The sequence below is a fragment of the Legionella sp. genome (assembly GCF_047605385.1).
In the GTDB taxonomy this organism is placed as follows: domain Bacteria; phylum Pseudomonadota; class Gammaproteobacteria; order Legionellales; family Legionellaceae; genus Legionella.
In genome coordinates, this window is record NZ_JASGFU010000040.1 from 1 (window position 1) to 25,643 (window position 25,643).

Here is a 25,643-nt window from a genome sequence, read left to right on the forward strand (position 1 = left end):
ATAGATCCTAATCAATTTGAAACTGCATTTAGGAATTGGGTATTTTCTTTTTATACGATAAAAGAAGGCAAAATTATTGCTATTGATGGAAAGCGAGTCAGAGGCAGTTATGGCAACGGAAAAGCAGCTATTCATATGGTGGGAGCTTTTGCAACGGAAGCGGGACTTGCTTTAGCTCAAGTGAAAACATCCGATAAGTCGAATGAGATAACTGCGATTCCACAGCTATTGGATGCGCTGGTTTTAAATGGGTGCATCGTGACTTTAGATGCGATGGGTTGCCAAAAAAATATTGTGCAACAAATTCATCAGAAAGAAGGAAATTACGTAATTTCTTTAAAGGGTAACCAAGGTACACTTCATGATGATGTCTTATTATTTCTGAGCTCACAGAAGAAGCATGGCTTCAAAAATATACCCCATGATTTTTATGAGACCATTAAAAAAGGACATGGCCGAATTGAAATCCGGCACAAAGGTATCTTTTTATCAATATTTTATTATTAATATTTCGTTAATATTCATAATGTATATTATTATTAAAGCACATTTAAAAGATATATGGGTGTAATTATGAGCAAATGGCAAGAATTTCATAGTCAATACAGTCCTGTAGAAATTAATAAACCCAATACTAAAGGTGGAAATCTTCGTGGAGATTGGTATAGAGACTCTGGAACAAATAAGATGTGGATAAATGGGGCACCATTATCTAAATATGCAAAGAAATACAATAATTTTTCTACAGAAGATGATGTACTGAATTTTTTTAGAGATGTGATACTAAAAGATATGCAAGCAGCTTCACCGGCTCAAAAAGAAGAAATTAAAAATTATCTTCAAAAAACTTTTCATCAAGGTGGTTTTTCACGTCCTGTGTCTGCACCTTTTGCTATGTCAATGACCGAATATAGTCAAGAGTTACAGAGCAACGTCTTCTATGCAACAATTTCTGACAATGATATGAATATTATATCCATTAACATTCAAACAACACCTAATGGATTTAAAGTACAAGAGACTACAGAAATAATATCCTTAGTAGGTTCGCCAAATACTTCTGGAGAACTAATGGCAATGGCTACATCAAAACCCTCTGGAGAAAAAACTGATGATGATCAGTACACTATTTATCCTGATGCAGGTAAAGAGTATGTTGTCAAACTCCAAGGAACTATTGATGTTGATTTTACTAAAAGTACTACAGATCCCACGATTACTGTAGAAAGTAATACCATTAGTTATGGTAATAAAGCCATACAAAAGCGACTGGACCATCGTAGATTAGGGCAAATGATCGTCGATTTTTTTAGAAATATTTTGGGCCTCAACAAGGTTCAGGATTTATCTGATAAAATTGCTGAAAAAAATGAGCTAGTTATAAATGAGAATGATGAAGAGGGTTATAAATCCGCTCAGTGCATATAATTTTTGTCAGTACGGAATACTCATGTTTTTTTTCATGGACGAAGACAAGGTGTATCATTCTTTTTTTAGGGTATTTATTTTTCTGTAAGCGAAGACATTGAATTTATAAAATAAGTACTCTATGATAAAAAAAATCTAATCAGTGCGAAAATGGACTTTGACATGTTGAAAAAAACTCTAGGATGGACTGTGCTTATTTGCAGTATTTTCTCGCTTGCTTATGCTGATGATACTGCAAACTCACCATCAATACTTTCAAGCTATATGCCTGTAGATATTCATGAATCCTTTCAACATACATTACAGCGTATGAGTGCGGCCAAAGGGGAAGTTGATGAACGGCAGCAAAATCTATTAAAGCAACGTTATGACTTGAGTGATACTCCTTCCAATACCGTGAAAATGTCGGGTGGTAAACCAGTGCAAGAAGGGATAAGAGTGAAACTTCCTGAGGGTCTTACTTGGGAAAAACTAGGTCAAATGAGTGCCGATGATATTAAAAAGCAAAACTTATTTCCTTTAGGTTTTTTGCCTTTGCCGCATCCAAATCAGCCGGAAGGGGGAATGGTTTTCCCTAAGTTTGTGATTGATGAAATCAACAAACAAGAAAATAGAGACCTCACGCGGTTTGATTTGGACTATGATATTCCCGATCATTTTTTACCCTCTTATCCTGCTCCTATTTACCTCACTACCCATCCGGAATTAGGTGATGTGTCTAAGGGTAAAGTAGTGACCATAGAAAACTACTATGAATTATTTAATGGTCTTTTAAATCCTAAGCAGCTTGAAGGGCTACGTCTTTTATTAACGCCATTTCCACAACAGCAGTTTAACCAAACCGAAGATCGCCGTTCTGCAAAACCAAGCCGCGGTGTGACCTGTTTTGACTGCCATGCAAACGGTCATACCAACAAAGCAACACATGAGGTGGGCGACATAAGACCACAAGACCTGCGCCATCGCATCACCACACCTTCTTTACGGGGGGTGAATATTCAACGTTTATTTGGTTCACAACGTGCGTTAAAGACGGTAGAAGATTTTACTGAGTTTGAACAACGCGCTGCCTATTTTGATGGTGATCCAGTGATTGCGACGAAGAAAGGAGTTAATATCCTTGAGCGTGGTAGTCAGGTACATTTTATGGCTGAATTCCAGGAAATTCTTGATTTTCCTCCTGCGCCTAAATTGAATTGGGAAGGAAAGTTAGACCCAGCAAAAGCAACACCTGCAGAAATGCGCGGCCAAGTATTATTCTTTGGTAAGGCAAAATGTTCTACTTGCCATGTACCGCCTTATTACACCGACAATACCATGCATAACCTGCAAACAGAGCGTTTCTACCAACCTCAAGTGATTAATGGCATGAAAGTAGTGGGTGATGGCCCGATAAAAACCTTCCCCTTAAGAGGAATCAAAGATTCACCCCCTTATTTACATGATGGCCGTTTGCTGACTTTAGCGGATACCGTTGAGTTCTTTAACCTAGTATTGGATTTAAAACTTACTAAAGATGAAAAGTCAGATTTAGTTGAGTTTATGGAAGCTTTATAAGTTTAGCTTGCAAGATTGAGTCCATTATAGACTCAATCTTGCAAGACTTCATCACACAAATGTTCCAAGTACATAAATTATTCCCATGTTTCCTACAAATAGTCTATCTTATAAAATATATTTCAGTTATAAATTTAACTAATTAAAAAATCAGGGGAAAGACTATGAAAAAGTGGGGGCTTGCAGTCATTGCAGGCGTTTTGGGGTTAATGCAGCACGTTGCATTTGCACAAGACAACTGGAATCAATGGGTGGCCAATGTACGCAGCGAAGCTTTAAGTCAAGGAATCTCACCTGAAATTTTTGATAATGCCTTTAGAGACATTCGTGAACCAAGCCATCAAATCAAAGGCTTGTTACGCTCACAACCAGAGCATCGTTTAACCTTCATGAAATATCGCAGTACACGTGTTGATAATTATCGTATTGCAATAGGTCGTAAAGAATTTAAAAAAAACCAGGCAGTGTTAGGGGACATTTCTAAAAAATATGGTGTGAACCCCTGCTTTATTGTTTCGTTTTGGGGTATGGAAACCAGTTATGGTACTTACATGGGAAATTTCCCAGTAATTAAAGCCTTAGCTACTTTAGCCTACGATTCCAATCGTAAAGAATTTTTCCGTAAAGAATTATTTATTGCCTTACGTATTCTTAATGAAGGGCATGTGAGCTTAGCCGACTTTAAAGGCGAATGGGCTGGTGCTTCAGGACAACCACAATTTTTACCTTCCAGTTGGGTAAGATATGCAGTTGATTATGATGGTGATAATCGTCGTGACATTTGGAAGAGCAAGCCCGATGTTTTTGCTTCAATTGCCAACTACATGAAACAAAATGGCTGGCAAGATGGTGAGCCATGGGCAATTCAAGTGAAGTTACCTGCCAAGTTTGATATGACCTTAGAAGGAAAAAATACAGTAAAACCAGTAAGTGAATGGAGTGCTTTAGGGGTGCGTACAGAGGAGGGTAAAGAATTGCCTTATCAAAACTTGCAAGCAAGTATTGTACAGCCTTACGGTGGGCCAACCTTTATGACCTTCCCTAATTATAAGATGATTTTGCATTATAACAATTCTATATACTATGCAGGAGCAATTGGCTATTTAGCTGATAAAATTTGTCAAGGGCAACAACGGTAATTTAGATGAGTGATTATCTCGATAAAACAGCCAGTTTAACTCCACTTGTCAAGCGGGTAATCTGTGATAAAGCTACAGAATATCCGCATACAGGGGTATACAATCAAATAGTAACCCAAGGTACTTATTTATGCCGGCGCTGTGGCTTAGCTTTATTTCGTGGTTCGAGCCAATTTAGCTCTGGCTGTGGCTGGCCTAGTTTTGATGACAATATTACCCATGCAGTAAAGCAAATGCTTGATAGTGATGGGCGGCGCACGGAAATTCTTTGCGGGCGTTGCGAAGCACATTTAGGCCATGTCTTTATCGGTGAATATTTCACATCCAAAAATTTACGCCATTGCGTCAACTCGGCTTCGCTTGATTTTGTTGCAGATAGTCAGGTTTTAGATACTGAGGAAGCAATTGTTGCTGGTGGTTGTTTTTGGGGTGTGGAGTATTTCCTGAAACAGATCTCCGGTGTTTTGTATGTTGAATCAGGATATACCGGTGGTCCTGCTTTAGACCCAACTTATGAAGATGTATGCCAAGGAAACACGGGTCATTTTGAAGCGGTACGCGTGATTTATGATAAGGATAAAACGGATTATCACCAGGTATTAAAACGTTTTTTTGAAATACACGATCCTACCCAAAAAACCGGCCAAGGCCCTGATATTGGTCAACAATATCAAAGTGCGGTGTTTTATTATAATCAAGAACAATTAGACGAAGTAGAACTCTTAAGGCAAATGTTACAAAAACGCGGTTATCAAGTAGCAACTCATTTGCTACCAGTACAAACTTTTTGGCGTGCGGAAGATTATCACCAGGATTATTATGTAAAGCACTATAAAGTTCCTTACTGCCACAAACCAGAAAATCGTTTTGATTAATCTTATACAAACCATTTGTTTGCATTCATTTAAGCCATCATAGGCACCGCATTCGATAAATGTTCCTTTGATATTTGTGTCTGAGAAATATCGTTCAAAGATAAAACGATCAACGGGTGGCTCAAACTGACCATAATAGTTCATTGATATGCCTTTAGCTGAATGGTTACGCATAATTTTTTCAAAGCCTAAATGGTATTAGGCAGACAAATCAAAGAGATTAGCGGTTCTTGCTGCCTCTTTTACGAATCATATGATACTTTCGATTTAAGCTCTTTTTGTGAGTGAGGGGGCGATGTGTACCATGTGTGAATTGATGGTTAAGTTTTCTGGGTTCAACATATTTCTGGTAGGATTGTTCGGCTTCTTCGGCTTCTTCGGCTTCTTCGGCTTCTTCGGCTTCTTCGGCTTCTTCGGCTTCTTCGGCTCTACGCTGATTTTCTTGCAATTGGTATTCATTCAGTTGTTGTTGCCAAAAAATTGAAGTGTGTGCTTTCAATTGATTGAGCTTTCGTACTAAAAGGCCCAAATGAGCTGCCAATAAAGGTAATTTATTCGGACCAAACACAATTAAAGCCACAATAAAAATGACTAATAATTCCATACTCATAAGGATTTGTTATCCTCATTAGTATTTTTAGTGGCCCCATCACCATTTAATGCATTGCGAAAATTTTTAATGGCTTCACCTAGGTCGGTACCCATTGTTTTTAATTTTGATGTGCCAAACAGAGCAACAATAATTAATAGGATTAATAATAAAGAAAGAGGGCTAATACCACTAGGTCCCATGTCAATTCCTCACGTTTCGGTTAAAAAGGACAAATAATCCGGTAAATACAAAGCCACCCATGGTAAGGAGAGTGAATTCTTTGTGATTAATCAAATGCAGATAATCTAAAATACCAAGCATGAGAAAAGTCAGACTGGCGCCAAGTGCTACACTATTCCAATGCATCCTTGTGAAGTTTTTATCATCCGTTGCTTCGGTCAATTCTTTTGTTACCAGCATTTGTTCTTTTTTTAAGGTCAATACATCAAAAATTAGCCGTGGCATATGCGGTAATTGTTCCGCAAAGAAAGGCATATTTTGTTTTAATTGCGCCAGAAATGCTTTAGGGCCAATTTGGTCTTTCACCCATTGCTCTAAAAAAGGTTTGGCGGTTGTCCATAGATCCAGTTCTGGATAGAGTTGTCGCCCCAAACCTTCAATAGCAAGTAAGGTTTTTTGTAATAAAACCAATTGTGGCTGGACTTCCATATGAAAACGTTGCGCAACTTGGAAAAGACGTAAAACCACTTGCGCAAAGGATATATCTTTCAAAGGCCTCTCAAAAATGGGTTCGCAAACGGTACGAATAGCGCTTTCAAATTCTTCTATCCGTGTATCACGCGCTACCCATCCTGACTCAACGTGTAATTGGGCTACACGACGATAATCACGGTTAAAAAAAGCCAATAAGTTTTCCGCTAAATAACGCTTATCATTGTCATTTAAGGTTCCCATGATCCCAAAGTCGATGCAAATGTATTGCGGATTTTTAGGATGCTTGTAGGAAACAAAGATATTGCCTGGATGCATGTCTGCATGAAAAAAACAATCGCGAAATACTTGCGTAAAGAAAATCTCTACGCCACGCTCCGCTAACTTCTTCACGTCGACTCCATGAGCTTGCAGGGTGCTTAAATCAGAAACGGGAATTCCATGAATCCGTTCTATAACCATCACCTTCGAGCTGGTATAATCCCAATACACTTCAGGAATATACAAAATAGGTGAGCGATCAAAATTACGGCGTAATTGCGCAGCATTAGCGGCTTCTCTTTGTAAATCAAGCTCGTCTAATAAAGTATGCCCAAATTCTTTAACGATTTCTCTGGGTTTTAATCGGCGCGTTTCTGGCCAGTAGCGATCTGCCCATCGCGCAAGGGTATGCATAATGCTTAAATCACTTTCAATAACTCGTCGCATATTGGGTCTAAGCACTTTGACAATGACTTCTTCCCCGGTATTCAAGGTAGCAGCATGAACTTGTGCCATAGAAGCAGAAGCCAGGGCAATGGGGTTAAATTGAGCAAATACTTCATAAGGTGATTTTCCATATGCTTGAGTAATGATGGCTGTTGCCTGTTCACTGGAAAAAGGGGGTACCTTATCTTGCAATTTACTTAATTCGTGCGCGATATCTGGTGGTAAAATATCAGGTCGAGTTGATAGAGCTTGGCCGAACTTAATAAAAATTGGCCCCAATTCTTCCAAAGATTTGCGTAAGGCTGCACCATGTGTTAAATGTTCTTTGCGAAACCAGTTCCATGGATTTAAATAGACAATAAAACGAAAAGGCGCGAATATTCTCAGTGAAACAACGACATTATCCAAGCCGTTTTTTGCCAAGATATAATTGATATGCAGTATGCGAAAGAGTTGTTTAATCGATTTCATGGCGACTTATTAAATAATTTACATGGGCCTGTAAGCGTTCTACGCTGAGGGATAATTCATCGACTTCAGCAAAAAAATCTTCTAATTCATTTTTTGAAGGAGTCACTCGCAACTCTTCTTGCAGATATTCAGACATATTTTGGCGCATGGAATCACTAAAGTGCTTTTTGAAATCCCTACCCTTACGGACTAAGTTGCCAATTTGATGTGCAACTACATCGCCAGTAAAATGTGCTAAATGACCTTCCCAGTCAATATCCATCTCATCAAACAATTTTTTAACTTGTTGCCCTAATTCAGCATCACCGGTCATCCGAATTTTATCATTGAATAATGAACGTGCTTTTGAAGCAGGTAATAGACTTAGGCGAATAAAACCAATGGGGCTACTATGGACGACTGTATCTGCATGCCCATCAAAACGATCCAGTAATTGGATTTCGCCGTTTTTAAAATGAATAAAAAAGTTGACATTTAAAGGAGCAATAATCATTTCCAGCGTTTTATTATCGAGTGCGTGTAGCTTTTCTGGCATACGCTCGTCTAACAACAAGGCTTTATTGATGGCTTTTTGCAGTGCCTTTAATGAATATTTTTTTAGCATAATGGGCTCAATATTTATAGGCAACGTGCAAGGCAACGATGCCACCACTTAGGTTATGATAGTGACAATCTTCAAATCCGGCGTTTTCAATCATTTTCTTTAGTGCTTCTTGATTAGGATGCATCCTTATTGATTCCGCCAGATATTGATAACTGGCTTCATCTTGCGCAAAAAACTTCCCTATTTTAGGTAAAATAGTAAATGAATACCAGTCATAAATTGGTTTTAATCCAGGAAAAGAAGGTGTTGAGAACTCCAGTACCATCATTTTACCACCGGGTTTACAGACTCGATACATAGAATGCAAGGCTTCTTCTTTATCGGTCACATTACGTAATCCAAATCCTATAGTAATACAATGAAAGGTATTATCGGCAAAAGGCAGATATTGAGCATTGCCTTGGATAAAATCGACGTTTTTATAGATTCCTTCATCCAATAAGCGATCACGCCCCACATTGAGCATCGCGGAGTTGATGTCGGCTAAAACGACTTGGCCTGTGTCTCCCACTTTTTTTGCCAGTAAACGAGTAAGATCGCCACTACCACCTGCCAAATCAAGCGCCACTTGTCCGGGACGAAGCTGACTTAATTCAATGGTATACCGCTTCCAAAAATGGTGAATTCCTAAAGACATCAGGTCATTCATCAGATCATAATTTTTAGCTACGGAATGAAAGACTTCAGCAACTTTCTTTTCTTTTTCATTCCAGGCTACCGTAGTATAGCCAAAATGAGTCATTTTTTCTTTATCAGTCATAAATAATGGCCATTGATGATTCAGGGCTACATGTTAACTGATCTTTCCCAAGATACCCAAATTAATTCGATAATGGCGTGTTTGCTTTATGCAGCAAAGTATTTAAAAATGTTCGAATTATTAGCTGCTTACGGTATAGTAATTTACCTTAAATTATGGATGGTGGGAGGCAATGTGATATGGCTGCCTGATCAATATGTTCTTGGAAATTATGTACAAACTGAAGTAAACGAATTATTTCGTAAAAGTTTTCATGTTCAACCTTTTGGAAATATTGTAGATATTGGTTGTGGGGATGGGCAATACAGCAACTTACTGGCTTCTCATCTTAAACATGGCCATATTCTTGGTATCGACAGTTCTCCAGAAATGATAAAGCATGCAAATCAACAATGGGCTCGTGAAAATCTTTCTTTTGAGGTTCACAAGATTGAAGAGTTTCATCAGCCTTTAGCGTTTGACTTTGCCCTGTCTTTTTGGTGTTTACATTGGACTGAGATTGAAGTGTCTTTTGCCAATATTTTTCATGCATTAAAAAAGGGAGGCAGAATATATGCGGTCTTTTCTTCATTTTCAGATAATAGTATTTTGCAAGTCTGGCGTGAATTAGCGAAACAGGGTCATTATCGTGCGCAGGTAGACCGCTATATTAATGCAGACAATCCTAATAGAGACTACCTTTATCGGGTTCTTAATGTGTTGGCACGCCTACCTTTTCAACACATAAAATTGAATTTAAAAACTATTCATATTTATCTCCCCGATATAAGATATTTTAAAAATTTACTTCTAACTATGCCCTTTATGAAAACATTTCCGAAGGTACTTGGTGCGGATCTTATTCAATCGATGTTAGATACATTTCAAAGTATTTGTCAGCGTAAATATGGCAATAGACTATATTATGAGACACGTCCCATTTTTTTAGAGGCGCTAAAGTAACTAGGGCTTATTCACATTTTGCTCGTGTGATGAACACAGTAGAACTATTAATAGACCCTAAATCTCTTTGGAGAAACAATGAGCTTAGATATTAGCATTGTGCCTGTGATGAATCTGCCAATAGTGACTGCTGCAGGTGATTTTTTACAAACAGAGAAACAACCTTTGCTGGCTCTGATTTCTGGACATCATGATGAGATAATTGAACGACTCAATCAATACGGTGCTATTTTATTTAGAGGTTTTGCCTGTGACGATGAGGATTATTTTTCCAAAGCGATTGAATTATGCGGGCTAGGTACGCGTTGCAGTACTACTGATTATGATTTGTCAAGGACTTTGCTGAAAAACGAAGTATATACTTCAAGCGATCTCCCTGCACATATTCCTTTACCTCTTCATCATGAAAAGCCTCGTTCAAAAAAACCGCCCAATCATCTTTATTTTTGCTGTGTTATCCCCGCTCAAAAAGGAGGAGGAACCCTCTTTGCCAATGCTGAATCTATTTGGTTAGCAATGCCGAAAAATATTAAAGACAAGATTCTAGAGCATGGAGTTGTTTATAGGCAATTCTTGCATGGCAAGTCGTTTAAGTACCATGTGTTACAAAAAATGTTAGGTAGCAATTTTGCTCGGAGCTGGGCTGAGTATTTTGGTACTGATGATAAAAGACAAATAGAAAAAAAATTAGAGCAAAATAAAAGCAATTGGAGTTGGATAAATAATGGCCAAGATCTCATCTTATTAAACTATTTGCCTGGCGCATTAAAACATCCCATGACGCAAAATGTAAGTTGGTTTAATTCTGCTGCTTATCTGAATTATTATTCAAATACATTATATGATAAGTTAAATGAATTACGTTCTTATAAATACGTTGCCAGTCATTACATGATTGCAAAAGATATGTTTCCTATGATATGCCATTACGGTAATGGGCAGGCGTTTTCAGCTGAAGAAATAGGAGAAATTAATCGGATTATCCAACAGCATACCTGGGTATTAAAATGGAAAAAAGGAGACTTTATCATAGTAGATAATTTTACTTTTATGCATGGGAAACAAGCACATGAAGGGGATAGGCTGTTATATTCATGTATGACTGAGATGCATTGAATCGGTCTTTTTGATTGAGTACGAGGCTTATAATTTCGTCTATAAGATAGGAGGAATTACCCGAACATATTGCACCATGAAACTAATCTTCGTTTTGCAATGAAAGCCGAGATTACTATTGCCAGACATTGAAAAATAAGCTCTTTGTCAACTATATTTTTTTAATGCTTGGCAAAAGAACGTATTATTTATATTATAAATGAAAATGCCAATTGATGAGGAAAATAATGCACGGATTAGCATGGTTAAGACAATGGCTGCTCTTTTTAATTCTTCTAATTATTATCTCTCCAGGTTATACAGCCCAAGTAAAAGCGGATGGTACAACAATAACGCTAAATGGTGGTACGGCCTCAACTACAACAAATCTGGATCCCGCGATTTGGGCTACTAATAATGGCGTTATTATTTCTAATGGAGCAAATGCCACTACGACAGGAACTACGGCTTATGGAGTAGAAGCGAATAATAGTGGTCAGGTTACTTTAAATGGTGGGTTAATTTCTACGACGGGTACCACTAGTGCTGGATTATATGCAACTACTCAGGGTTTAATTAATGCCCAAGGTATTCAAGTTATTACACAAGGCATTGGTGCCTTTGGAGTGGCTGCTGAAAATTTAGGAAAAATTATTTTAAGTGGTATTACGGTGACAACCTCAGGACAGACTGCTTAGGGCCTTATTGCTGGTCCCGGTGGTTCAATTTCTGGTGGTGCCAGTATTTATACTTCAAATACCAATGCTGCTGCAATTTATGCTGCGGGAGGACAGATTAATTATACCGGTGGAAATATCTCAACTACTGGGGATTCCAGCGTGGGTTTTCAAGCATCTAACGGTGGTATTTTAACTGGTACGGGGTTTAGCCTTAGTACCAGTGGTATGAATTCTTATGGTGCTTATGCCCAAAGTGGGGGTTCAGTCAGTTTATCAGGAGGCAGTCTCCAACTTACTGGAGTGGGTAGTATTGGAGGGTATGCTGATGGAATAAATAGTAAGACAGCGTTCACTAATCTTAGTTTGAATACTTCAAATACCAACGCGTATGGAATGAAAGCCATTAATAATGGTACAGCATCATTTTTTAGTGGTAATTTGAATACATCAGGTACTTCTGCTTCTGCTCTTGTATTATCAAATGGTGGTACAATTAATGTCGAATCAGCTTCGGTAAATGCACAGGGTTCAAGCAGTTATGGTTTATTAGTGGATAATTCAGCTGGTAGTACTGCAAGTATTTTTAATCTCACCAATGGAAGTCTTCACTCCAACCAGGCTGATGCAATGCATTTTGATAATGCGACAGTCGCAGTGAATGGTAATCAAGCAACGATTAATGCCAATAATGGTCTTCAGGAGTTAATGGCGCTGTAGGCAACATTACTGGAGATAATAATTCTCGCTATGATGGCGCTGTACTCACTGATGCTTCTTCAATGATAAGCATGAATCTGATGAATGGCTCGATTTGGAATGGTTATGCCAACTCCTTGACAAATCTTAATATTGATAGAAGTAGTGTGTGGAATATGAATGCCAATTCTATTGTGACAGGAGCGGCAACTAATGCTGGTCGGATTGTTTTTACTCCGCCTAATCCTGGGTTTAAACAGTTAACTTTTTTAGGTTCCTATATTGGCCAGAGTGGTACAATGACATTAAATACCACCGTCAATGGTGATAATAATTCACCTACAGATTTAATCGTTTTCTCTGGTGTCGATGCTCAATCATCAGGGGGAACCGGATTAATTATTAATAATATTAATGGGCTTGGAGAAGCAACAAATCAAGGAATTCTAATTGTTAATGGCGCTAATGGTGGTATTGTAGGTAGGAACTCTTTTTATTTGTCTGCACCAGTTATTTGTCTGCACCAGTGATAGCAGGACCTTATGAATATCTGTTAGTACGTGATAACGGTAATAATTTGTATTTGCGTAATACTTTTCCGGCTCAGTATCAGCCTATAGTTACTTTGCCAGGGTTACCCCCGCAATTCCTGGTGGTTCCACCAATTAGTCCAGAGTTGCCTATTGGCACTTTACCTCCAGGAGGCGGAGGTTCTGTTGGTGGAGGTGGAGTATACAGTCCAGAGATTGATGCACCCATTGCTCCACCAGGCATACCTTTAGTTCCTCTTTATCGCCAAGAAGTTTCATTAACAACCGCTTTAGCTTCGAATGCGTTTACTTATGATAAAGTTCTTTTAGGAAATTTACACCAAAGAAATGGTGATACGTTCTTTATTGATAAAGTGAATCGTAGATTTTGGGGGCGTTATGTAAATAATATTGGAAAGTCAGAAAATAATGGTACTATTTACGGTAATGGCCCAGATTATAATTTTCGTATTAATCTTGCTCAGATAGGTTGGGATCTTTATAATGCGATATATGATGAACATTATTATATAGCAGGTATTTTAGGTGCATTAGGGAAATCGCGCAGCATGGTGCAAGCACCATTTGTTGGGCTTGGTGGTAAGGATCGTATTTTGGGCTCTACTCTGGGAGGTTATTTTACTTATACTTACCACAAGCGTCTTTATTTGGATGCCGTGATACAAGGCACCCATTATAATTTAAAAGCTGATTCTGGGCGCTTTGTGCCAGTTACACCTGAAGGGTATGGTCTGTCTGGTTCTTTAGAAGCAGGTTATCGTCATTTTCTAACGCAAAAACTTTCTTTGCAGCCCCAAGTGCAATTTATCGTACAGTCTTTATCACTTGATAAAACCTATGATGCAAATACGCCAGTAGCAGGTCGTGTGGGTCTGTTGGGAGAATTTAGCAAACCGATCTTAATGTTTCATCCTTTTTCAGCATGGTTAAGGGGTAACTATTGGTTTCAAGGTAATAGAACTAATAATACTTATTATTTAACAAGCTCAGATTATATTCCTTTTTCTTCGAACCTGGCTAAAGAAAGTGCTGAAGCGGAAGCAGGGATCACGGTGAAGTTGCGTAATAATTTATCTATTTATAGCACATATAGTAAAACTTATTTCTTAGATAATCATGGAAATGCATCTACCTTTATTGTGGGTTTGTCTATGGTTAAATAGTAAATATGATGTTTCGTTACCAATGAGAGTTCGTTAATCTCATATTCGATGCGTTCAATCTCCTGAAAGCGCTTATTCCTATGTGTTTTTTATTTCATGTGGTGTTCTCCCTGTTTTGCGTGTTCAAGGGTTTCTTGAAAAATCAGATAATTGGCACTGATACAATGTCTATAATAAAAATAATACCCACCGAGAGGAGCCCTTCCAATGGATCTAAAGAATAGTTTAGCCCAAAAGCTATATTATGCTTTGCTTCGTGCAGAGAATCATTTCTCCATGGATGAGGACTCGGTTATGCTTAATAGTAAAAAATGTTTTACAAAAGTCACACAATACATCACTTGGCTTAATCAAATGAACGTCCATTCAGTGATGATTATCGGTAAACCATCAATTGATACATTATGCTTGTGTTATGCGCTGGTGCTTAGCAATAAAACCTATATTCCTGTACATACATCTACATCCGCCGAATTACTTAAAAATTATTTACAAGTCTACCAGGTGGATCTGCTCGTGCTACAGCCGCAACTCCTAAGTCAATTGGATTTTGAATTAAAAACCAAACTGGCCAAAGAGCAATATAATGGGTTTTATTATATTTTATGCCAAAGAGAACCCATGTTCTGCCTGATGCCTGGCATTATATTTTTTACTTCTGGAACTAGCGCACAGCCTAAAGGAGTTTATCATAATTATGAGACCTTACAAAGATATGTAAAGTGGTGCTACAACGAGTTTAAACTTAATGACGACGATAATTTTTTATTTACAATGGAACTCTCTTTTGTAGCCTCTCTTAAGCCATTATTTGTTCCTGTCTTAGCAGGCGCAAAGATTAGCTTTATCAGTCGTGAGTCCAGTAATAAATTACAGCTAATCATTGACAGATTATTGCAGAAAAAAATTACGGTGCTCAATGTAACACCAACGTTTCTTAAAACTTTATTACAGCATATTGAGAAAAAATCGTTACAACATTGTTTGTCATCCATTCGTTTAATTATATTGGGTGGAGAACCCATTGATAGTACACTAATCAATTATTGGTTTTCCCACATCAGATCGGATACCTTTTTTTACAATTTATATGGGGCCACTGAATATTTCGCTCCATTTTACAAAAAAATTAGTGCTCCACTGAAAGAAAGAGAACGACTTCATTTGGGTCAATTGAGGCCAGGCAGTGAATATAAACTCCTCCCGGCTGCTGAACAAAACTATGAGCTTTGTGTTGCTGGGGATATTGCTATTGCTTATGTTGATAATCAATTAACTCAAGAAAACTATATTATTATTGATGATCGTCGTTTTATAAAAACAAATGATTTTGTCCAGCAGTATCATAACGAATTATTTTATTGTTCACGCGCTCAGCGAATAATCAAAAGATATGGACAGCTTATTAACTTGGACCAAATTGAATATTCCGTAAAACAATCTCATAGCAATTTGAAATTTGTTGCATTTGCTGATGCAGAAAATGAAAACAAAATTTACTTAATTATTCATGGAACTGCATACAATGAGGATTTGTTAGCACAAATTAAACATACTTTAAATGCTCATCTTCCGGGCTACATGCATCCCAACGAATATTGCTTTGCGGATGAACTACCACTGACTCTCAGTGGAAAGGTAGATTACGTGCTAGTTAAGAAACAATGGATAAAAAAACAAAGGGAGGATATTACCCAATATTTCCAACGCTTCTTCCCAAATCATAAAGTGGATAAAGAAGCAAAAATACTTGATCTTAATCTTGAATCCATAGATTACATTGAAATGATCAACGAATTGTTAAAAATAACCGGAAAATGGTTGGACATTGCAAAAATTAATAATAATACACGGATAGCTACGATTAGCTCATGCCTTGTTGATCTCAATATAGCAAAATCCACTTTTAATGAAATTATTAAATTAAATCCCTCGCAACGAAGATGTTATTTCACTGCTCGGGGATTGTTGATTGATCCTGAGAAATATGAAGCATTTCATCATTATTTTTATTGTCTTAAAGGGCCTATTGATATAAAAAAGCTGAAAATCTCTATTCAACAAACCATTGCTAATCACTTTATGCTTTCTTGCAAATTAAAAGAGATTGATGGTGAGCTTTTCTTTGTTCGAACTGACTTACCATTCAAAATTAAGGTACGCAATTCACTTTTCTTTCCGAAACGAATGTATGAACAATTACAGATTACTATAAATTCTGAACGGTTAGTCAAAATATACATCCAAAAGAAAAAAAAGCAATATTTTCTGGTTATTGCATTCCATCATATTGCTCTAGATGGTTGGTCAGTTATGTTACTCCGGGAAGAAATATTTTGCCGATATGAAGACAATTATAAAATACCACTTTTAAATAAGGAGGAAGAAGTTGTCTCTTTAAATCAAATAGATGATGTTTGGCAACAAGGAGGATATAACATTCAGGCACTGAAATCATTAATGCCCCCCGCTCCACCATCTCCTAAAATATTAGAAACATTATTTAATGGGCCATTAGAAGAACAACACACTTGCATTTCCCTGTCAAAAAAGCAAGTCGATGTGTTTGCTTACGGTAATGAAATTGGAAGATATTCTTACAGTACTATTTTTGTTTTATTATTTCATCAAGCCATTTCTTTGCTTACAGGTACCAATAAGTTGTTTTTCTATACTACATTCTCTAATAGGAATTTGCCGGTAGCGCACATCAGGCAATTATTAACAAATTTGGTCGCCAGCGTTCCTATTTCTTTTGACAGTACTCACTTGACTACTAAAGAATTTGCTTTACAGATACAGCAAAATTTAGCTGTCTTTTTCAAAAATATGGGTAATGGTGTTTTTGATGAATTATGGGAAGATAAAGTGATGGAGGAACTTCTTTTATCACTGCGTAAGTCATGTATTATATTTACTTACATTAATAAAGTGAGTGGGGATGAATACATACAAGATAAGTATATTGATTGGGATCAAACAATAAACAAAATAAGTTACAAAAAGAATCAGGGAATGATTTTTTTTCGCATTTATAATATGGGCTCAAAATTTGTGGTACTTGTTAACACCTACATGAAAAAACATACCCATGCATATCTTATGAGCCATTTTAAAAAACTTATAGAGCACACATCAGATCAAGTTAAAATTTGAGCTAAATTATCTTAATTTTTGCTTCGAAAAACCAAATGAACACTTAGCCTACATTAAAATTAAACATAGGCTGTAACTTAAACATTTTTATTTTACAAAAACTTTTTTCGGCACATCAAAATTATAAATAATGCCAAAAGCTATTTGAGCTGTATTTGGGGTAATGGTTGTTTTTTTACTCACTCTGCCAAATGGTTCAAAAACAAAGCTGTGTATGTTTTGGTAATTAATTTGACTGTAATCCATCATTACCGTCCAGCGATCAGTCCAGTTGTGGCGTATACCAATACCATAGCGCAGCCCATTACTATTTTTAGTGGCACTCTTAATCGTAGGATCAGATTCATGAATTTTTACCCGGCCATTGGCATAGGCAATACGACCATAAACTAAAGTATTTTCAGAAAGAAAATAACCGGGCAGCAGACTCACTCCTTCGCTGTTTTTAACGGTAAACGTTGTTTTTGAAAGAGTATGATGGATGTATTCTTTATTCGTTAATTTATATTCAACTGAGCTCAAGTTGCCATTTCCTTCAATGGCCACATAAAAGTTATCATAAATTGTTAAACCATATCCGCCAAATAAGGTGCCAAAAACGCCAATGCCAGAAAAGCTATTTCTATCAATAACATCAAAAGTACCAATAAGCTTGGCATGTGCATTTTGATTAAAATGCAATCCTTCAGGTCCTACTCCTGCACCAAGATAAAATCCCGAAAAACATGGCGAGGTAGATAATAAAGAGAGAACACCTAGGATATATGTTTTATTAAACATCTTATTCTCTTAAAATTTTATAAAGTATATGTATATCAATTAGTTATTTATTTTACAAGTAAATGGAAGCGATATTTTTTAGCAAATGGGTAATGGGTAACGTCATTCTACCATACGTTGGTTTATAGCTAAAAACTATCACAAATTTGTCAGAGCGTGCAAATAATCTTGTTCATCAGGAGGTAAGTTATTCTTCTGTGCGTGCCACAAGTATTCTGCTAATTGTTCCATCATTAAATGCTCTACCGTTAAAGGGTCTGCATATTTTTGCACTAATCGTTGATAAATGGCATGAATACCGATTGGCCTATCCGTTGTAACCTGTTCTCTAATCCCTAAATGCAAACCCATATGTAAAAAAGGATTTGTTTCACCTGTTTCTGGGAAATAATTTTGATGCGGATACTTCTTATAATTCTCAAGCAGTTTGTGATATTCAGGATGTGCCAGAATGACTTGTACTATTTGATCTTCTAAAGGCAATAAGGGTTTTTTCTCACGGTATTTTTCCCAACTGGTAAAAAACATTTGTCGTGTGTCTTGAATGGTATCGCCGTAAAACATAATATTTTTAAGTAAGTGATAAAAAATTAAGTATAACTGATTAGAATGCGAACAACAATGAATGAAGTATGGCAATTTGGTGATAAATAAGTTGACACTAAATGGGTTGTTATGAGATATTCACTTTGCGAGGTTGGACTTGCTATGTGTCATTCCACTGGGTCAATTGGCGACACACTGATTGGCCCTTTCTATTTGCTCTTGCCATGTTTGCAAAAGTTACTTGATGTTAAAGTTGGTACTTATTTATTTTTCCAGTAGTCCTAAAAACAATTGTACTCCCTCAACACCTAATTTAATACCAAGAGTCACCATGAGTAGACCACTAGCCATTTCAATTCCCTTCCAGACCGTTGTCCGTGCTAAAATGTCAGAAAAATAACGAGCGGTAAAGGTTAACGAACTAAACCATAGCAGACTGGATGTCACCACCCCCATTAGGAAGAGTAATTCTTGATCAGGATATTGACTGCTACCGCCACCGATAATTATCAGCGAATCAATAATGGCGTGTGGGTTTAGTAGGCTAAATCCCAAAGCTAAAAAAATGATTTGTGTTTTATTATTTGGTTGTAAGGTATGTTCTACTGTATTTGCTGATTTACTAAAGGCATTTTTAAGTGCTTTAAGGGCGTAAAAAAGTAAAAAAGCACAGCCAAACAATATCATCCAGATTTGTAAAACAGGACGTAACGAAAGTAATTCGTGTAAGCCCGTAATACTGACACAAATTAAAGCTAGATCGCAGAGAAAACAGATGATTGCAGAAAGCATGGCATGATTCTTGCGGACACCTTGTTTTATTAAGAATACGTTTTGTGGACCTAAAGCAATGATTAATGATAAACCTAGAAGCAAGCCATTTAAATAAACAAACATAGCAAATATGGTGGAGTTAAAAATTAAGATCGTGATTATAACATTGCAAGTTGTGTATTGTAGAGTATAAAATGCGTCGGTTATTCTATCTCCTCAAGAGAAGTGTACAAAACAAGAACAAATAGGAGGGGGCGTGGGCTCTTTGTTACTAAGAAAGCTGATTGTTGCTGCAACCATGGCAATACTAAGCATGATGGGTCAATTTTTACAAGCTGAAACTGTTCCTGCACAGCAGACTTTACCGCTTATTGATGGATATTATCCAGCGTATCCTCCTACTGCTTCAGCTGAAGGTGAGCAACAGGAATTGATTAAGCGTGGGGAATACTTGGCCAAAATGGGGGACTGTATTTCCTGCCATACGAATGTGAAAGCAGGAACCCCTGCTTATGCGGGTGGGTTGCCAATAGAAACTCCTTTTGGAACGTTCTACAGCCCTAATGTGACCCCGGATAAAGAAACGGGAATTGGTAACTGGACTGAGCAGGATTTTATTCGGGCATTAAAAGACGGCCGAGATCCTCAAGGTAGGAATTACTTTCCAGTATTCCCCTATTACTATTTTTCTAAGATTACCGAAGAAGATGGCAAAGCCTTATATGCTTATTTTATGAGTTTGCCAGCAGTGCATCAAGAGAATAAGCCCTTGCCATTCCCATTTAACGTACCGGGTGCCCGTTTGAGTTTATGGGGTTGGAATTTATTATTTTTCTTCCCTGAAGAACGTGACTTTTCTGTTGACACGACTAAATCTGCTCAATGGAACCGAGGTAAATACATTGTTGATGGCTTAGGTCACTGCAGTATGTGCCACACACCGCTAAACCCATTTGGTGCGCCCAAAAATAAATACTACCTGACTGGCACATTGATTGATGGTTACTGGGCCCCTAACATCACCAAATATGGGTTAGAGTCGGCAACGCATGAGCAAGTAGCTGATGTATTCAAAAATAATCAATTACTTAATAACGCAGGTCCTGTTGCAGGCCCCATGGCAGAGGTAAATCATAACAGCATGATGTATCTGACTCGTGCGGACCAAATCGCAGTTGCAACCTACTTGAAAACAGTAGAAAGCGAAGAGCCTTTAGGTCTAGAACCTTCACATGTTGCACCTTCATTAGCACGTGGAAAACTTGTCTATTACACTGCTTGTGTGGTTTGTCACCAAGATGGTCAGATGAGTGCCCCGTTAATCGGTGATGCAGTAAATTGGTATAAACGGTTGAAGACTAGTGGCTTAAATGGCTTGTATCGTCGCGCAATCCATGGTTATAACTCTATGCCAATTAAGGGTGCCTGTGTGACTTGCTCTGATAACGACATCATTTCTGCCGTGGATTACCTTCTTAATGAATCCTTGACGCGTGCTGAATTGGTTGATCTTAAATCTGGAGGCGCGGCTAAATTCTCGGCCAATGGTGAAACGGTTTACACTGACAATTGTGCTGTTTGCCATAACGAAGGTAAATCGGGTGCTCCCAAAATCGGTGATAAAGAAGCGTGGAGGCCATTGATCGCGAAGAATATGGATGTATTAATTGAAAATACTATCCATAGCAAAAACCATCCTAAAAATGGTGGTTGTAAGCAATGTACTAATGGCGAAATAATCGAAGCGATTAAGTATATGGTCAGTAAGTCTAAAACTGAGGGCAACTATTCATTATGGTAAAAATGAAATTTTCGAACTGTTGATGCAGTTCTAAATGCAGTAGATTGCTGAGATACGTATCAAAGTTTAAATCGATTGCCAGGCTTGCCTGGCTTCTTGACGAGAAGAGGAATGGGGATGTTAAACAGGTTCACTATCTGTAGGTTAATCGCAATGTTTGGCGCATTGATAGGGGGGCAGCCAGTATTTGCTGCTGCGGATAACTGGCAGCTCAATATGTATAAAGGGGTAACCCCCATCAGTAAAGACGTATATCATCTACATATGGTATGTATGGTTGTTTGTGCCATTATTGGTGTGGTCGTATTTGGAGTAATGATCTATTCCCTAATTCATCATAGAAAATCCAAAGGATATAAGCCTGCTTCATTTCATGATAACTCACGTTTGGAACTGATTTGGTCAATTATTCCATTCTTGATTCTGGTCGGTTTGGCTATTCCAGCAACCCGAGTGCTGATTCGTATGGACGATACCAGACAGTCTGAAGTTACAGTCAAAATTGTAGGCTATCAATGGCGTTGGCAATATGAATATCTTGATCAAGGGATTAGCTATTTCAGTACCCTATCAACACCAACATCGCAAATTAATAACAAACAAGAAAAGAGCGAATGGTATTTACTGGAAGTGGATAAGCCTTTGGTATTGCCAATTAATAAGAAAATTCGTTTCTTGGTGACCTCAAACGATGTTGTGCATTCTTGGTGGGTACCTGAATTAGGAATTAAACGTGACGCAATTCCTGGGTTTATGTATGAAGCTTGGGCAACAATAGAGAAGCCTGGTGTTTATCGCGGTCAATGCGCAGAACTTTGTGGTATTAATCATGGATTTATGCCGATTGTAGTTGAAGCCGTAAGCGAAGCAGATTTCAATCAATGGGTTGCTGCACAAACGGTCAAACAAAATAGATATGCTGTAGAAGAGGTACCGCCTGCTACTCAAAAAGTAATGCAACGTGAAGAACTAATGAGCTTAGGCCAACATAAATACGACCAGTTATGTTCTGCATGTCATCGCATCGATGGAAAAGGCTTACCACCCATGTATCCTGCATTAAAAGGCAGTTCGGTAGCTGTAGGTAATCCTATTTCACGTCATATAGACATCATCCTCAATGGTGTTCCTGGTTCTGCAATGCAGGGTTATAAAGACCAGCTTAGTGATGAAGAAGTTGCCGCAATTGCTACTTATGAGCGTAATGCCTGGGGCAATAATACCAATGACGCAATTCAACCAGCAGATGTTGCTGCAGAGCGTCAAAGTGCAAATAAACAACCAACCATGGTTAATAAAGTTAAAGCTGGAGGTTTGCAATGAGTCAGATATTAGTACATGACGACGATCATCACGATCACGGGCCTGAGCAAGGTAAAGGTTTTATGGGTTTTGTAAAACGCTGGCTGTTTACTACGAACCATAAAGACATTGGTACACTTTATCTATGGCTAGCGATGATCAGTTTTTTTGTTGCTGGTGGCATGGCCTTAATCATTAGAGCGGAATTATTTCAGCCAGGTCATCGTTTTGTTGATCCTAACTTCTTTAATCAAATGACGACATTGCATGGCTTAGTTATGTTATTCGGAGTTGTGATGCCTGCATTTACTGGAATGGCTAACTGGCAAATTCCAATGATGATTGGTGCACCCGATATGGCATTACCACGTCTTAATAACTGGAGTTTCTGGATTCTGCCTTTTGCGTTTACTTTGTTATTTTCAACAATGTTTCATGCTGGTGGTGGACCAAATTTTGGTTGGACGATGTATGCGCCTTTATCCACCAAGTATGCACCACCTAGTACTGACTTTATGATTTTCTCGATACATATGATGGGTCTTTCGTCGATTATGGGTTCGATTAATATTATCGCCACCATATTGAACTTACGTGCACCTGGCATGACGTTAATGAAAATGCCAATGTTCGTTTGGACTTGGTTAATTACGGCCTTCTTATTGATTGCTATTATGCCTGTATTAGCCGGTGCAGTAACCATGATGCTTGCTGACCGTCATTTTGGTACCAGCTTCTTTAGCGCTGCCGGTGGTGGGGATCCTATTTTGTTCCAACATATTTTCTGGTTCTTTGGACATCCTGAAGTATATGTATTGATTCTGCCTGCGTTTGGTGTCATTTCCGAAATCATTCCTACTTTTAGTCGCAAGCCTTTATTCGGTTACCATTTCATGGTTTATGCGACCGTAAGTATTGCTGTATTGTCCTTTATCGTATGGGTACACCATATGTTTACTACAGGGGTACCATTAGGTGCAGAATTATTCTTTATGTACACCACCATGTTGATTGCTGTACCTACTGGGATCAAAGTATTTAATTGGGTAAGCACAATGTTTAAAGGGTCGATGACCTTTGAAACACCCATGTTGTTTGCGCTTGCTTTTGTATTTTTATTTACTATAGGTGGTTTTACCGGTTTGATGCTGGCACTAGTGCCTGCGGATTTCCAGTATCAAGACAGCTATTTCGTTGTTGCTCACTTCCACTATGTACTAGTACCTGGAGCAATCTTTTCACTAATTGCAGCAACCTACTACTGGCTACCCAAATGGACTGGTCATATGTACAACGAGCGCCTGGGTAAATGGCATTTCTGGTTGTCTGTATTCTCCGTAAACTTGACGTTCTTCCCCATGCATTTCTTGGGTTTGGCAGGAATGCCCCGTAGAATTCCAGACTACGCATTACAATTTACCAATTTTAATATGATGGCAACAGTAGGTGCCTTTATATTTGGATTCTCACAATTACTGTTTTTATATAACGTCATTGCTACAGTGAGAAAGAAAGGTACCAAGAAGGATGTAACCACTTCTCATGTCTGGGAAGGTGCACAAGGTTTGGAATGGACATTGCCATCACCACCACCTTATCACACATTTACAACTCCACCTGAGTTGAATGTGTAACTGATTGCAGGTTAAGTTGTATGAATAAAGAAGGCCCTCATCGTAAGTTACTTGTGATTTTAACAAGTGTTGTCATTGGGATGTTTGCATTTGGTTTTGCATTGGTTCCAATCTACAACAGTTTATGCCAAACCTTAGGTATTAACGGCAAGACCAAAACTGAAGCAGTTGCCTATGATGCAGTTACTGCAAAAATTGCAAAGGATAGGGAAGTTTTAGTTGAATTTGTTGCAACAAATAACAGTGGAGTACCTTGGGCTTTTTATCCTAAAGTGCATAAACTTAAGGTGTATCCTGGTGAGATCGTCAAGCTCGAATTTTATGCAGAAAATAAAACTGATTATCCAATGACAGTGCAGGCAATACCTAGTGTTACACCGGGTATTGCCGCAAAGTATTTAAAAAAAACGGAATGTTTTTGTTTTACACAGCAAACCTTAAATGGACATGAGGCAATGAATATGCCTTTATTGTTTCACTTAGATACTGATTTACCAGCAAAGCTAAACGAGGTGACTTTGTCTTATACTTTGTTTGATGTAACAGGTAAAGGTTAGTACAAGTCTGCTTCTTTGCAATGGGAGCAGTGATTTTATAATTGATGCGTTAATGAATTACTGATACAGGAGACTTAAATACAATGGGAGCACACGGTACTTATTATGTCCCCAAGCCCAGTCACTGGCCCTTGGTTGGATCATGTGGATTAACCACCTTTTTGGTGGGAGCTGCATCCTGGCTTCATCATGATTGGTATGGGCCCTATATTTTTACTTTGGGGCTTTGCATCATTATTTTCATGATGTTTGGTTGGTTCGGTCAAGTGATCTATGAAAACGGTAAAGGTGTTTATGACATGCAAGTCGACCGCTCTTTCCGTTGGGGCATGTGCTGGTTTATTTTCTCTGAAGTATGTTTTTTTGGGGCATTTTTTGGAGCACTATTTTATGCGCGTCTTTGGTCTGTACCCTTGTTAGGAGGGGATGTTCATCCAATAACCCATTATACACTATGGCCCAATTTTGATGCCACATGGCCGGTACTACGTAATCCCGATAACCAAGTTTTTGCTGGTGCACATGAAGCAATGGGCGCATGGGGTCTGGCAGCGTTGAATACTCTAATCTTGTTAACTTCAGGGGTGACAATTACTTGGGCTCATTGGGCATTAAAATTAAACAAGCGTCACCAATTGCTTATCGGCATGATTTTAACTATTTCTCTAGGTATTTTGTTCTTAATTTGCCAAGGCTATGAGTATCATGAAGCGTACACCGAAATGGGTTTAACGTTAGCTTCTGGTATTTATGGAACGACTTTTTTCATGCTCACAGGTTTTCATGGTTTACATGTGACCTTAGGTACGATCATGTTGATCGTTATCTTTTTCCGTTGTAAACGTGGGCATTTTACACCAGAACGTCATTTTGCATTTGAAGGGGTGGCCTGGTACTGGCACTTTGTTGATGTGGTCTGGTTGTTTTTATTTGTCTTTGTGTACTGGCTTTAATAATTTTTGAACTCCATCAAGGTTATGCATGGTTACAAGTAACCTTGATGAAATATAGCGTAATAAAAATCTTGCTCTCCAAATTCATCAACAGACTCAGGTATCACTCGCACATCGTTCTCCGTTTGAGTGACCTATTACAAAAAGCAAGGCTTGCCCCTGAGGTATCCCGTCAAATTTTTTTTAAAAAGAGATATAAAACAGACT

The 25,643-nt window shown here is 38.0% G+C and carries 24 protein-coding genes and 1 pseudogene; 17 read left to right on the plus strand and 8 right to left on the minus strand.

Features of this window, described 5'->3' with window-relative positions; all coding sequences use genetic code 11:
• From QM652_RS09740 to QM652_RS09760, 5 genes are all read left to right on the plus strand, one after another.
• The coding region (locus tag QM652_RS09740) for an ISAs1 family transposase (RefSeq protein ID WP_415075261.1) at window positions 1-507 on the plus strand (507 nt) is incomplete at its 5' end.
• A gap of 66 nt (window positions 508-573) precedes the next feature.
• Window positions 574-1,428: a hypothetical protein gene (locus tag QM652_RS09745; RefSeq protein WP_415075263.1), complete on the plus strand. Its 855-nt coding sequence runs from the start codon at window positions 574-576 to the stop codon at window positions 1,426-1,428.
• 162 nt (window positions 1,429-1,590) lie between these two features.
• Window positions 1,591-2,985: a cytochrome B6 gene (locus QM652_RS09750; protein ID WP_415075265.1), complete on the plus strand. Its 1,395-nt coding sequence runs from the start codon at window positions 1,591-1,593 to the stop codon at window positions 2,983-2,985.
• Window positions 2,986-3,149: 164 nt separating this feature from the next.
• Window positions 3,150-4,124, plus strand: coding sequence for a lytic murein transglycosylase (locus QM652_RS09755; protein ID WP_415075267.1), 975 nt, complete (start codon window positions 3,150-3,152; stop codon window positions 4,122-4,124).
• A gap of 5 nt (window positions 4,125-4,129) precedes the next feature.
• On the plus strand, window positions 4,130-4,999 hold the full coding sequence (locus tag QM652_RS09760; RefSeq protein ID WP_415075269.1) for a bifunctional methionine sulfoxide reductase B/A protein: 870 nt from the start codon (window positions 4,130-4,132) through the stop codon (window positions 4,997-4,999).
• Between the two features lie 385 nt (window positions 5,000-5,384).
• Here the strand turns inward: QM652_RS09760 and QM652_RS09765 are convergent.
• The 5 genes and pseudogenes from QM652_RS09765 to ubiE all read right to left on the minus strand — a co-directional run.
• A pseudogene (locus QM652_RS09765) lies at window positions 5,385-5,609 on the minus strand (twin-arginine translocase TatA/TatE family subunit); the annotation flags it as partial.
• Entirely contained in the window at window positions 5,606-5,791 is a 186-nt protein-coding gene (gene tatA, locus QM652_RS09770) for a twin-arginine translocase TatA/TatE family subunit (protein ID WP_415075271.1), read from the minus strand. The gene tatA and the pseudogene QM652_RS09765, both read right to left, overlap by 4 nt.
• Window position 5,792: 1 nt before the next feature.
• Window positions 5,793-7,442, minus strand: a complete 1,650-nt coding sequence (gene ubiB / locus QM652_RS09775) for a ubiquinone biosynthesis regulatory protein kinase UbiB (RefSeq protein WP_415075273.1) — start codon at window positions 7,440-7,442, stop codon at window positions 5,793-5,795.
• Entirely contained in the window at window positions 7,429-8,046 is a 618-nt protein-coding gene (locus tag QM652_RS09780; RefSeq protein ID WP_415075275.1) for an SCP2 domain-containing protein, read from the minus strand. Before QM652_RS09780 ends, ubiB begins: the two co-directional genes overlap by 14 nt.
• Window positions 8,047-8,053: 7 nt before the next feature.
• The gene (gene ubiE, locus QM652_RS09785; protein ID WP_415075277.1) at window positions 8,054-8,806 is read right to left on the minus strand and encodes a bifunctional demethylmenaquinone methyltransferase/2-methoxy-6-polyprenyl-1,4-benzoquinol methylase UbiE; all 753 of its coding nucleotides are present in this window, start codon (window positions 8,804-8,806) and stop codon (window positions 8,054-8,056) included.
• A gap of 30 nt (window positions 8,807-8,836) precedes the next feature.
• On the opposite strand from ubiE, the gene QM652_RS09790 reads away from it, so the two are divergent.
• The 7 genes from QM652_RS09790 (at window position 8,837) to QM652_RS09820 (ending at window position 17,089) form a co-directional block, all read left to right on the plus strand.
• Window positions 8,837-9,748, plus strand: coding sequence for a class I SAM-dependent methyltransferase (locus tag QM652_RS09790; RefSeq protein ID WP_415075279.1), 912 nt, complete (start codon window positions 8,837-8,839; stop codon window positions 9,746-9,748).
• A gap of 78 nt (window positions 9,749-9,826) precedes the next feature.
• A complete protein-coding gene (locus QM652_RS09795; RefSeq protein ID WP_415075281.1) occupies window positions 9,827-10,864 on the plus strand; it encodes a TauD/TfdA family dioxygenase in 1,038 nt (345 codons plus the stop codon).
• A 227-nt stretch (window positions 10,865-11,091) separates the two neighbouring features.
• On the plus strand, window positions 11,092-11,541 hold the full coding sequence (locus QM652_RS09800; protein WP_415075282.1) for a hypothetical protein: 450 nt from the start codon (window positions 11,092-11,094) through the stop codon (window positions 11,539-11,541).
• Between the two features lie 141 nt (window positions 11,542-11,682).
• Window positions 11,683-12,240 (plus strand): hypothetical protein, encoded by a 558-nt coding sequence (locus QM652_RS09805; RefSeq protein WP_415075284.1) that lies wholly within the window; start codon window positions 11,683-11,685, stop codon window positions 12,238-12,240.
• A 71-nt stretch (window positions 12,241-12,311) separates the two neighbouring features.
• On the plus strand, window positions 12,312-12,749 hold the full coding sequence (locus tag QM652_RS09810) for a hypothetical protein (RefSeq protein ID WP_415075286.1): 438 nt from the start codon (window positions 12,312-12,314) through the stop codon (window positions 12,747-12,749).
• A complete protein-coding gene (locus QM652_RS09815) occupies window positions 12,734-13,933 on the plus strand; it encodes an autotransporter outer membrane beta-barrel domain-containing protein (RefSeq protein WP_415075288.1) in 1,200 nt (399 codons plus the stop codon). Before QM652_RS09810 ends, QM652_RS09815 begins: the two co-directional genes overlap by 16 nt.
• 207 nt (window positions 13,934-14,140) lie before the next feature.
• Window positions 14,141-17,089, plus strand: coding sequence for an AMP-binding protein (locus QM652_RS09820; RefSeq protein ID WP_415075290.1), 2,949 nt, complete (start codon window positions 14,141-14,143; stop codon window positions 17,087-17,089).
• A gap of 87 nt (window positions 17,090-17,176) precedes the next feature.
• Here QM652_RS09820 and QM652_RS09825 read toward each other — a convergent pair whose 3' ends face one another.
• From QM652_RS09825 to QM652_RS09835, 3 genes are all read right to left on the minus strand, one after another.
• Entirely contained in the window at window positions 17,177-17,869 is a 693-nt protein-coding gene (locus QM652_RS09825) for an outer membrane protein (protein WP_415075292.1), read from the minus strand.
• Window positions 17,870-18,007: 138 nt separating this feature from the next.
• Window positions 18,008-18,433 carry a DUF1841 family protein gene (locus QM652_RS09830; RefSeq protein ID WP_415075294.1) on the minus strand — a complete coding sequence of 142 codons (426 nt, stop codon included), beginning with the start codon at window positions 18,431-18,433 and terminating at the stop codon, window positions 18,008-18,010.
• A 246-nt stretch (window positions 18,434-18,679) separates the two neighbouring features.
• Window positions 18,680-19,312 (minus strand): LysE/ArgO family amino acid transporter, encoded by a 633-nt coding sequence (locus QM652_RS09835; RefSeq protein ID WP_415075296.1) that lies wholly within the window; start codon window positions 19,310-19,312, stop codon window positions 18,680-18,682.
• 133 nt (window positions 19,313-19,445) lie between these two features.
• On the opposite strand from QM652_RS09835, the gene QM652_RS09840 reads away from it, so the two are divergent.
• The 5 genes from QM652_RS09840 (at window position 19,446) to QM652_RS09860 (ending at window position 25,436) form a co-directional block, all read left to right on the plus strand.
• Window positions 19,446-20,990: a c-type cytochrome gene (locus tag QM652_RS09840; protein WP_415075298.1), complete on the plus strand. Its 1,545-nt coding sequence runs from the start codon at window positions 19,446-19,448 to the stop codon at window positions 20,988-20,990.
• Between the two features lie 117 nt (window positions 20,991-21,107).
• Window positions 21,108-22,313 (plus strand): cytochrome c oxidase subunit II, encoded by a 1,206-nt coding sequence (gene coxB, locus QM652_RS09845; RefSeq protein ID WP_415075300.1) that lies wholly within the window; start codon window positions 21,108-21,110, stop codon window positions 22,311-22,313.
• Window positions 22,310-23,926 (plus strand): cytochrome c oxidase subunit I, encoded by a 1,617-nt coding sequence (gene ctaD, locus QM652_RS09850; protein ID WP_415075302.1) that lies wholly within the window; start codon window positions 22,310-22,312, stop codon window positions 23,924-23,926. Before coxB ends, ctaD begins: the two co-directional genes overlap by 4 nt.
• Before the next feature lie 20 nt (window positions 23,927-23,946).
• Window positions 23,947-24,483 carry a cytochrome c oxidase assembly protein gene (locus QM652_RS09855; protein WP_415075304.1) on the plus strand — a complete coding sequence of 179 codons (537 nt, stop codon included), beginning with the start codon at window positions 23,947-23,949 and terminating at the stop codon, window positions 24,481-24,483.
• Window positions 24,484-24,566: 83 nt separating this feature from the next.
• Window positions 24,567-25,436 carry a cytochrome c oxidase subunit 3 gene (locus tag QM652_RS09860; protein ID WP_415075306.1) on the plus strand — a complete coding sequence of 290 codons (870 nt, stop codon included), beginning with the start codon at window positions 24,567-24,569 and terminating at the stop codon, window positions 25,434-25,436.
• Window positions 25,437-25,643: the final 207 nt, after the last annotated feature.

Excerpts from the sequence above, each read along its gene's own strand:
- QM652_RS09745 (WP_415075263.1), top strand. The coding sequence starts at position 574 with ATGAGCAAATGGCAAGAATTTCATAGTCAATACAGTCCTGTAGAAATT.
- QM652_RS09750 (WP_415075265.1), top strand. The coding sequence starts at position 1,591 with ATGTTGAAAAAAACTCTAGGATGGACTGTGCTTATTTGCAGTATTTTC.
- QM652_RS09755 (WP_415075267.1), top strand. The coding sequence starts at position 3,150 with ATGAAAAAGTGGGGGCTTGCAGTCATTGCAGGCGTTTTGGGGTTAATG.
- QM652_RS09760 (WP_415075269.1), top strand. The coding sequence starts at position 4,130 with ATGAGTGATTATCTCGATAAAACAGCCAGTTTAACTCCACTTGTCAAG.
- tatA (WP_415075271.1), bottom strand. The coding sequence starts at position 5,791 with ATGGGACCTAGTGGTATTAGCCCTCTTTCTTTATTATTAATCCTATTA.
- ubiB (WP_415075273.1), bottom strand. The coding sequence starts at position 7,442 with ATGAAATCGATTAAACAACTCTTTCGCATACTGCATATCAATTATATC.
- QM652_RS09780 (WP_415075275.1), bottom strand. The coding sequence starts at position 8,046 with ATGCTAAAAAAATATTCATTAAAGGCACTGCAAAAAGCCATCAATAAA.
- ubiE (WP_415075277.1), bottom strand. The coding sequence starts at position 8,806 with ATGACTGATAAAGAAAAAATGACTCATTTTGGCTATACTACGGTAGCC.
- QM652_RS09790 (WP_415075279.1), top strand. The coding sequence starts at position 8,837 with ATGTTAACTGATCTTTCCCAAGATACCCAAATTAATTCGATAATGGCG.
- QM652_RS09795 (WP_415075281.1), top strand. The coding sequence starts at position 9,827 with ATGAGCTTAGATATTAGCATTGTGCCTGTGATGAATCTGCCAATAGTG.
- QM652_RS09800 (WP_415075282.1), top strand. The coding sequence starts at position 11,092 with ATGCACGGATTAGCATGGTTAAGACAATGGCTGCTCTTTTTAATTCTT.
- QM652_RS09810 (WP_415075286.1), top strand. The coding sequence starts at position 12,312 with ATGAATCTGATGAATGGCTCGATTTGGAATGGTTATGCCAACTCCTTG.
- QM652_RS09820 (WP_415075290.1), top strand. The coding sequence starts at position 14,141 with ATGGATCTAAAGAATAGTTTAGCCCAAAAGCTATATTATGCTTTGCTT.
- QM652_RS09825 (WP_415075292.1), bottom strand. The coding sequence starts at position 17,869 with ATGTTTAATAAAACATATATCCTAGGTGTTCTCTCTTTATTATCTACC.
- QM652_RS09830 (WP_415075294.1), bottom strand. The coding sequence starts at position 18,433 with ATGTTTTACGGCGATACCATTCAAGACACACGACAAATGTTTTTTACC.
- QM652_RS09835 (WP_415075296.1), bottom strand. The coding sequence starts at position 19,312 with ATGTTTGTTTATTTAAATGGCTTGCTTCTAGGTTTATCATTAATCATT.
- coxB (WP_415075300.1), top strand. The coding sequence starts at position 21,108 with ATGTTAAACAGGTTCACTATCTGTAGGTTAATCGCAATGTTTGGCGCA.
- ctaD (WP_415075302.1), top strand. The coding sequence starts at position 22,310 with ATGAGTCAGATATTAGTACATGACGACGATCATCACGATCACGGGCCT.
- QM652_RS09855 (WP_415075304.1), top strand. The coding sequence starts at position 23,947 with ATGAATAAAGAAGGCCCTCATCGTAAGTTACTTGTGATTTTAACAAGT.
- QM652_RS09860 (WP_415075306.1), top strand. The coding sequence starts at position 24,567 with ATGGGAGCACACGGTACTTATTATGTCCCCAAGCCCAGTCACTGGCCC.